General features: G+C 38.8%; 10 protein-coding genes. All 10 read left to right on the top strand.

All coding sequences use genetic code 11. The features are described 5' to 3' along the window. The first annotated feature begins 86 nt into the window (after window positions 1–86). On the top strand, window positions 87–2396 hold the full coding sequence (locus E5355_RS18465) for a TonB-dependent receptor (RefSeq protein WP_136011485.1): 2310 nt from the start codon (window positions 87–89) through the stop codon (window positions 2394–2396). Between the two features lie 34 nt (window positions 2397–2430). Beyond that, a complete protein-coding gene (locus tag E5355_RS18460) occupies window positions 2431–2988 on the top strand; it encodes a hypothetical protein (protein WP_121737375.1) in 558 nt (185 codons plus the stop codon). Window positions 2989–3540: 552 nt separating this feature from the next. Then, complete coding sequence (locus E5355_RS18450; RefSeq protein ID WP_121737376.1) at window positions 3541–3957, top strand: hypothetical protein; 417 nt, start codon at window positions 3541–3543, stop codon at window positions 3955–3957. A 1-nt stretch (window position 3958) separates the two neighbouring features. Beyond that, the gene (locus tag E5355_RS18445; RefSeq protein ID WP_025076950.1) at window positions 3959–4411 is read left to right on the top strand and encodes a SecDF P1 head subdomain-containing protein; all 453 of its coding nucleotides are present in this window, start codon (window positions 3959–3961) and stop codon (window positions 4409–4411) included. Between the two features lie 14 nt (window positions 4412–4425). Then, window positions 4426–4662: a hypothetical protein gene (locus tag E5355_RS18440; protein WP_246867000.1), complete on the top strand. Its 237-nt coding sequence runs from the start codon at window positions 4426–4428 to the stop codon at window positions 4660–4662. A gap of 464 nt (window positions 4663–5126) precedes the next feature. Further along, window positions 5127–5642 carry a GNAT family N-acetyltransferase gene (locus tag E5355_RS18435; RefSeq protein WP_136011484.1) on the top strand — a complete coding sequence of 172 codons (516 nt, stop codon included), beginning with the start codon at window positions 5127–5129 and terminating at the stop codon, window positions 5640–5642. 5 nt (window positions 5643–5647) lie between these two features. After that, window positions 5648–6079, top strand: coding sequence for a GNAT family N-acetyltransferase (locus tag E5355_RS18430; RefSeq protein ID WP_130061727.1), 432 nt, complete (start codon window positions 5648–5650; stop codon window positions 6077–6079). Between the two features lie 52 nt (window positions 6080–6131). Further along, on the top strand, window positions 6132–7025 hold the full coding sequence (locus E5355_RS18425) for a DUF4377 domain-containing protein (protein WP_136011483.1): 894 nt from the start codon (window positions 6132–6134) through the stop codon (window positions 7023–7025). Window positions 7026–7047: 22 nt separating this feature from the next. Continuing rightward, window positions 7048–7467: a DUF2867 domain-containing protein gene (locus E5355_RS18420; RefSeq protein WP_136011482.1), complete on the top strand. Its 420-nt coding sequence runs from the start codon at window positions 7048–7050 to the stop codon at window positions 7465–7467. Window positions 7468–7557: 90 nt separating this feature from the next. Continuing rightward, window positions 7558–8671 (top strand): histidine kinase dimerization/phospho-acceptor domain-containing protein (locus E5355_RS18415; RefSeq protein WP_305764602.1); only part of this gene is annotated, 1114 nt, incomplete at its 3' end.

Below are 8671 nucleotides of genomic sequence, written 5' to 3'. Positions count from 1 at the left end.
GTGCCTGTAATGCAACTCTCAAAATAGTTTGAGAGTTGTTTCGTTTTATACCCGTAATTTTGCAACAAAAAAAACTTGCAAATCTTATGAGAAGATTAAGTGCTATTTTTCTAATGTTATGCAGTGCTTTATGTTCCCCAGTATGGAGCCAGCACACAATAAAAGGAGTTGTTAAAAACAAGGAAACGCAGCCCATATCCGGTGCAAGCATAATAATACATTTATTACAAGACACGCTGAACCATAAAGGATGTATAACTGATGATAACGGACAATTCATCATCGAGAAAATAGAATCCGGCAAATACAGCGTTGAAATATCATTTCTCGGTTATGCAGACTACCGACAGGAATTAGTATTAGACCAATCTCTTGATTTAGGGGAAATAATATTGGCTGAAAATAATATGATATTGAATGAAGTCGTAGTGGCTGCAAGCATGGTCAAAAGATTTGCTGATAAAAAAGAATATAAACTTACCAACATAGAAAAAAAGCAATATAGCAGTGCTTTGTTGGCATTGGAACACCTGCCCAAAATACAGGTTATTGATTATAATGTAAATTCAGTCGATGGAAAGGCTGTCAAGATTCTTATAAACGGCATACCGTCAACGCCGACTGACCTTTCTGTGATTTCTTCCGAAAATATTTCTAAATTAGATTATTACACCCAACCGCCTATCCAATATTCCAACATGGGGTTGGGTGCAGTAATCAATGTTATAACCAAAGAAAAACACAATGGAGGTTCTGTAGGCATCAATACCCAAAATGCTGTTACTACCGGATTTGGTAATAATGCAATGAATTTCAAATATAACTGGGGTAATTCACAGCTTGGAGTAACATATAACATTAATTACCGCAACTACAACAAACGCATATTGGATGAAGATATAAGTTATGCTGTAGAAGGCACAATTTATCAAAAGCAAAAAAATGGCAAGAAAAGTCCATACGCATATGAGCAGCAAATGGCTGAAATCAGTTTCAACAACTCCAAATCGGACAACTACATCTTCAGCACCAAACTCTCATTCAATTCCCTGAATCGCAGACGCTCTTCCGCTCAGGATATTATATCTACCGTCAATGATAGGATATTTGAAAAGATCGGGCAAAGTTCTGATAAAGACAAATACATTAGCCCTGTATTGGATATGTATTTCAGCAAAACATTTAATGCCAGGCATGAGTTGACGATGAACCTTGTCGGGACTTACTACAAATCTGATTATGATTATCAATATTCCGAGTTGAGCGATGGGTTGACTGACTTTGAAACGGCAACAGATATAAATCTCGACAAGTATTCGCTTATCGGAGAAGCCATATATAACTACAATATGAAGACGGCACAGTTATATGTCGGTTCCCGGTATATGCACAACAACAGTACACAGCAGAATCTCTCTTCAAACAATCAGACACTGACGAATGAAATCTATTCTTATATAGGAGCTACAGGTATGCTTGGAAAAAAAATCAATTATAGTGTCAGTGCCGGAGTAAACGGAAATATATTTACCACAATAGATAACAAGGAATACAAGTTCATTTATTTCAGACCACAAGTAAAACTTGGCTATTTCATAGACGAAAGTTCAGACTTGACATTCAATTATGAAGTGAATACAGACAACCCTGCCGTTTCTTCATTGACATATAATCCTTATTACAAGGATGCCAATTATCTGTTTGCTGGTAATCCGAATCTAAAGCCAAGCAACAACCATGATCTGTCTTTGTCATATTTCAAAGGCTTTAAGAAATTTGTTCTCAATGCAGAAGTCGCGTACTCTTATGACAAAGATGCCATAGCTCCAGTTTTTCAATCAGACGATACGAATATCATTGAGACATTCGGAAATTTGGATAATGCACAGAACATGAAAGCCAGCCTGTTTTTACAGTGGTATCCATTTTCAAATAATATTTTACGACTAAGACTGTATTCCGAAGTATTCCACCAAATCAACGTTTTTGGAAACGAAAAATGGAATCATACAGGATACTCTTTTATCCCATCCATAAATTTAGCTTACAAAAAATGGGGCGTTTCGGTATTCTATCAGACTGAAAAGAAATCTCTTGTAGGTCAGACAATGAAAACAATTCCAAGTATGGCAAGCGTAGAAGTGTCGTACTGTCCGATTAAAAACCTCACTTTGACAGGAGGAATAAGATATCCATTCTATGACTCGTGGAAACAGACAACATCTGTATCAGGGACATCACTCCTACAACGAACTGAAACAGAACGCATAATCAATAATGCCAATATGGTCTATATCAACATTGTATATAATTTCACATTCGGCAAAAACAAGCCCAACTTGAAATTAAAAATGCAAAACAAAGACAATGATTCAGGAATACTTAATAGATACTGATTTATTCTTCAAAAGATATTATAATAGCAACAATATGAAAAAGAAACTTACCCTACTTGCGTCAATCATCGCCTGCACCCTTCTCAGCCTCACCTCCTGCGAAAAGCATGACGGCATCAACTACCTCAAATCCAAATGTACAGCCGAACTGAACGGACAAACGTACATTGACCAACAACCTTACACATATATATTTGGTCCGACGCACCCCACACCTTTTTTGGAATATAGCCAATATGAAGCTACGTTTGAAACCTATCTAAGTACAGAGAGAGGGGGCAAGATTGCCTATATTGTGAGAATCAATCTGTTTGTGGATACACCGGAAGAATTTTTTCTCCAGCCGCAAACGATAGAAAAGATAGATATAGCAGATGCCGATGCCCTGATTTCGTATCGGGATTACCGCCAGTATTGCAAGGACAACAAAGTGTCATACGCCACAGTGAATGGCGAAGTGATAGACGAGGGTACTTTCCAAATCACTCCCTACAACAAGACCGAAGGGCAAATCTACTGCACTAACGGCAATGGTACATTTACTTTACAGTTCAGCGAAGGAACATTAAAAGGAGAATTCTATTTAGAATAACATAGAGATACATATTAGGAATGTCCGTAATCTATATGTGAAATACAACCTCTATTTATAACCTGGGTACAGTGATAATTGTTTCATTTTCTTGACTCTGCTAATAGTAATTGGCTTCGTGCCTGATACTCATAGGGGGAGAGTGTTTTTTCTTCATAAAGTTACGCATAAAAAGTGGAATATGGAAAAGTAGGGCAACGATATTGATAGGTAGGCGTTTTACGCAATATCCTCAAAAAGCATGAAGGCGATAAAAGCCTATTTCAGTCAGGTTAGGACTTCGCTACGTTACTTGTCCGTAACCATACGGAAGATGAACTTTCCGACTGCTTGCAAAATGGCGAAGATTGCTATTTTATAGTGAGTTCCAATTGCCTCCTATCTACAAATCACACCGACCTATCTTAGCCGTATCCGTAAGGAAATTGCTTTTGGCAAGGAATAATACTCCCCAATATGTGCCTGTAATGCAACTCTCAAAATAGTTTGAGAGTTGTTTCGTTTTATACCCGTAATTTTGCAGTAGTATTTAAAACTAAAAAATTGGATAATATGAACTATCAACTTAAATTGTGGAGCATGATATTGCTTCTAAATATTGGACTATTGGCAAGTTGCAGTGATGATGACAATGATTCTGAGCCAATATTGGCCGCTTCGGAACTGTTGCAAACAACCTGGAATGCTTGTGTTTGCGATTATGACGCGGATGGAAAAGAGGTCGTAAACGAAGAGTATCTGATTGTGGAATTTCTCACTGAGACTCAGGGTAAAAGTATCAATGGTGAAGGTAGCGGTGATCCTTCTGCAGTATGGGACTTATACTATTGCATAGATGGTAGAATCATTACTTTTAAGAATAGTGCTTTGGTAGGCAATTGGACAGTTATTGAAAAGTCCAAGAATCGCATTGTACTTCAGTCTTATCGTCCGGAAAAATCAGTGGCGGCATTGACCAAACTGCATTGATATGATGAAAACTTTTAGAAATGCACAAACCGCAATAAGAGTAATAGGCTGCTGTTTATTCATCTTTGTGGTCTCATGTAAGCAGGCTTCGATGCTGCATCAGGAAAACGGTTGGTATCTTATCACAGACGGACAGAAGGATAGTCTTGCAAGCAGGCCGATTGTAACCGTCAAGGATTTTGCTGCGATAGAACTTGTTTCTGATGATTATGGTCTCCGAGCTATATCGGGAAGTGTAAATAAGCAGAAACAAAAAGTCTGGGCAGATGCTACAGAACAAGCTATTGGGCAACGGATAGGTTTTGTATTTAATGATACAGTTATTACCGCCCCGATGGTCAATGCAAGAATAGAAAGCGGTACTTTTCAAATCAGTCCCCCGCACAGGCATGATTTAGAACGTATCTTTGAGATTCTACAAAAAGAAATTGAGACATCAAGGTTGGAACATTAAATATTAACTATAAAATGGGGACATTAGGCTGTGTGAGCGATATGCTCCAGCGAGATAAGGAGAACAGGGCACTGTGCAAGATAGGGCGTGAGCGGATGAAGGAAACTCGTCGCCGATTGCTCGAAGTAAGTGTCTCCTCTCCCTCCTCCCACCTCTCGTTGGAACAATTGGAGGATATTCGAAAGAATACATTGGAAAAGGAGGAATTGGAGCGTAAGAAACTCAATAGAGCCTTTTTAGAGGGTGTTTAATAACAAAAGTTAAAACCTGAGTGGTGTATCTTTTGATTAAATGACTGGCTGTGAGGAGGAAGCATAGCGGTGCTATGTGACCGACGAGCAACAGCCAGTTAACAAAAGAGACACCAAGGCGATGGTAATTTCAAAAAATCACAAAAGAATGAAACATATGACTGACATAAAGATAGCATCATGTCTGCGGCTTTTGAGCGTATTCGGCTTTATGCCTCAGTCACATAGCCCGCTATGCTCCTTCTGCATAGAACCGAATCCATCTCAAAATCCGCAGCTCAGGATTTAACTTTTGTTATTAAACACCCTCTTAGTCATAGGCTGCATTGTATTGGCAGGCCTTCTCTTTCTTTGCTTATTTATTACCTGCCAACTAACGTAAGTTCCACATCGGACAAACGGGCAAATCCACGAAGAATTTTGGCGTTAGTGAAAGTCGCAGTAATAAAACAAAAGGAATAGATATGGATAAATGCAAAATAAGACGTTGGCTTAAAGATGATTTTTCCACTTTGGCTAAATATCTTAATAATAAAAAGATATGGGATAATTGCCGTGATAGTCTGCCATATCCTTACTTTGAGAGCGATGCGCAACAATTTATCCGATTCGTTTTAAATCAAAGCGAACAAAATAATTATTGCATCGAAGTAAATCAGGAGGCTGTCGGCAACATAAGTTTTTCTCGTGGCATTAACGTGGAACGCTACAATGCTGAATTAGGGTATTGGCTTGCCGAACCTTATTGGGGTAAAGGGATTATGACTCAAATGTTAGTACTTGCTATTCGTAGCTATTTTTTTCATACAGATGTGATACGTGTTTATGCAAATGTTTATGCTGGTAATATGCCATCAATGAGAGTATTAGAGAAAATAGGATTTCGCAAATGTGGCATACATCGTAATGCCTATTTCAAGAATGGGAATTTTTTAGATTGCCACTGTTATGAATTGCTAAAAGCTGATTTTAGGATATGAATATTATGATACGCAAATTAACACAAGATGAATATAACAATGCTGCCGATTTGTCCTATCAAGTATGTATGGAATGTGGCAGGAATGATTTCACCCAAGAAGGTATCGAAACCTTTAAAAGTTTCGTGTATGACACATCGTTGATGAATGCACTTGACATATATGGAGCTTTTGACAAGCATTTATTGATAGGAATAATTGGTGTACATCGGGAAAAGCAACATATATCCCTCTTCTTTGTCTTGCCGCACTATCATCGGCAAGGAATAGGAAAATCGCTATTTGATTATGTGATGAGTGATTGTAATTTTACTTATATAACAGTTCATTCTTCAACCTATGCAGAAACTTTCTATGCATCTTTAGGTTTCAAAAAAGTGGGTAAAAAAGAGCTTAATAAGGGTATTGTAAGTATCCCTATGGAGAGAAATATATAATTATTGCCCAAAAGGTCTTCAAAGGTGGAATTTACTATAAAGAAACAATAAAATGAAGAAACAAAATTATTTCACAATACTATTGGTAGCTATTCTTACTATAGCAGGGCTGACTGCGTGTAATGATAATGATGAAGAAGGTAGGAAGATAACCGGTTATAAGGAATACACGCTTACGGTAGCTTCTGTAAAACTCCCCGGTGTTTTAACATCGAGTGGTAGCAATGTACTTGCAGATGTATATGCTGTAAAAAACGAGCAGTCCACTGATTGGGAGGCTCATGGACGCATCGGTAAGTTTGAATATGAAGAAGGATATGAGTACCAAATACGCATCAGTGAAACGAGCTGTCTGGATTATAACATGGGCGATCCGGCATGGACTGAATACGAGCTATTGAAAGTCATATCGAAAGAACGCAAGGTCTCTGAAAATTTACCTCCTCATTTCATCCCGGACTGGTATTTTGAGCAACGTTGTCCGTATATCAATCCTGAATTTGCTTATGCCATTGAAGCCGACCAAAAAGATGAGATTGAAAATGACCTTAAAACCGATGCAACCTATAAATTCGGAGGCTTGCGTTGTTATATTGCTTTTACAGGAACACGTAAATGGTTCTTATTGGATGTCGATATGCACATTGTTAATCAAGGATTTTTGATTAGCAGGGGCAAGGAACCAACAGAGTTCCCTGAATCATATAAACTCCTTCCGCCGGAAAGTAAAGTTGCCGGATATGGAGAGTTTAATTTTGTAACAGGCGATGATATAGAAGACACTGTAATGCAATATGATGTGTTTATATATGCTCAGAATCGAACACCTGCACCGCAGAATGTTGAGATATGGCTATATAAAGACCTTACGGCATATTACCAAAACAAATACCCGGAAGCTAATGTCAAAGCTGTTGTGATTCGCTATATGGTGAAGAATTTGTGATAGTAAAATCTTTTTATGCATCATGGAACTAAACAAGCATTTTGATTATACTGATAATTACAGTGAGATAGTCCATACCACACGGCTGATAAGTGCAGAAGAATTGACTGATAGATTCTTCTGCGCACCGCAGTGGATTACTGCCTTGATGAAGTTTCGTAATGCCATAGTAAAACCTTTTGGTCTGAAAGGAGAGAAGAATTTATCGGATTTTGTCATTGTCGAATCCGATCGCCTTGCGACAATAAGCAAAAACGACAAACACCTTGATTTTGTTATTGCATTTATGACCGGAAAGCGTATGAATGACAGTCTATATCTATCGGTTAGTACAAAAGTCAGATACAATAACCGTATGGGAAAATTCTATTTTACAATAATAAAACCATTTCATAGGTTAATCTGCAAGATACTGTTAAAACGGGTCAGGAGAAATTTATAATAATGCCTATCCTTGTCCTTTGCCACATCGCCAATTTTATCTATTGATGATATGAGTTCAACTAAAAACATAGCGGTCTTATGATGTCTCATGAAACAGGTTATTGAAATAAAAAATATCCGTACACTGACGGCTATGGGTTATCTGCTGATAGCTTTGTTGATGAGCGGTATCGTTTACACTTGGTTCAGCGAATGGCGGGACATGGAGAGACTAGAAACTATGAACCGGCAGATAGAGAGTTTCCGTAAGGAAATAAACATTATCCATATCCAGCTGATAAAGTTTTCTCTTTTAGGCGAAAGCGTATTGGAATGGGATGATGAAGATTTAGAATGTTACCATATTCAGCGTATGGCGATGGACAGTATGCTGTGCCGTTTCAAAACGATTTATCCGGTAGAGCGCATCGACAGCGTGCGCCATCTTCTTGCAGATAAAGAACTGCAGATGCGCTGGATTGTTCAAGTACTTGACGAACAGCAGGCTCTCAACGAGAAGATAGCCCGTCAGGTACCTGTAATCGTGCAGAAAAGCGTACAGGAGCAGCCACAAAAGCCCAAGCGAAAAGGATTCCTTGGCATATTCGGCAAGAAGGAAAGACCAAAACCAACCGTAACCACCACGATGCTCCATTCCCTCAACCGGGATATGATAGCCGAGCAACGGGCGCAAAGCCACCATCTATCGGAACACGCCGACAGTCTTGCTGCAAGGAATATGGAACTTAACCGACAACTGCAAGAACTAATTCGCCAAATGGATGAAAAAGTACAAGCTGACTTGCAAAAGCGAAACACAGAGATAACTACCATGCGTGAGCAGTCGTTTATACAGATTGGAGGTCTGACTGGCTTCGTTCTATTACTTTTGATTATCTCCTATATAATCATACACAGGGATGCCAAACGTATCAAGCGGTACAAACGAAAAACGACAGATCTAATCGAGCAACTGAAGCTATCAATCGAGCAAAATGAGGCACTCATAGCCTCCCGCAAGAAAGTGGTACATACTATTACCCATGAGTTACGTACACCATTGACGACAATAATCGGCTATACCGAATTGTTATGGAAGGAATGCAGCAATGGAAACAATGTGCATTTTCTTCAAAGCATACAGCAATCCTCAGACCGTATGCGGGATATGCTCAATACCCTGCTGAGTTTCTTCCGGCTGGACAATGGCAAGGAGCAGCCGA

Source organism: Bacteroides muris (ex Afrizal et al. 2022) (assembly GCF_004793475.1).
In the GTDB taxonomy this organism is placed as follows: domain Bacteria; phylum Bacteroidota; class Bacteroidia; order Bacteroidales; family Bacteroidaceae; genus Bacteroides; species Bacteroides muris.
This window is presented reverse-complemented; position numbering and strand designations above follow the sequence as displayed.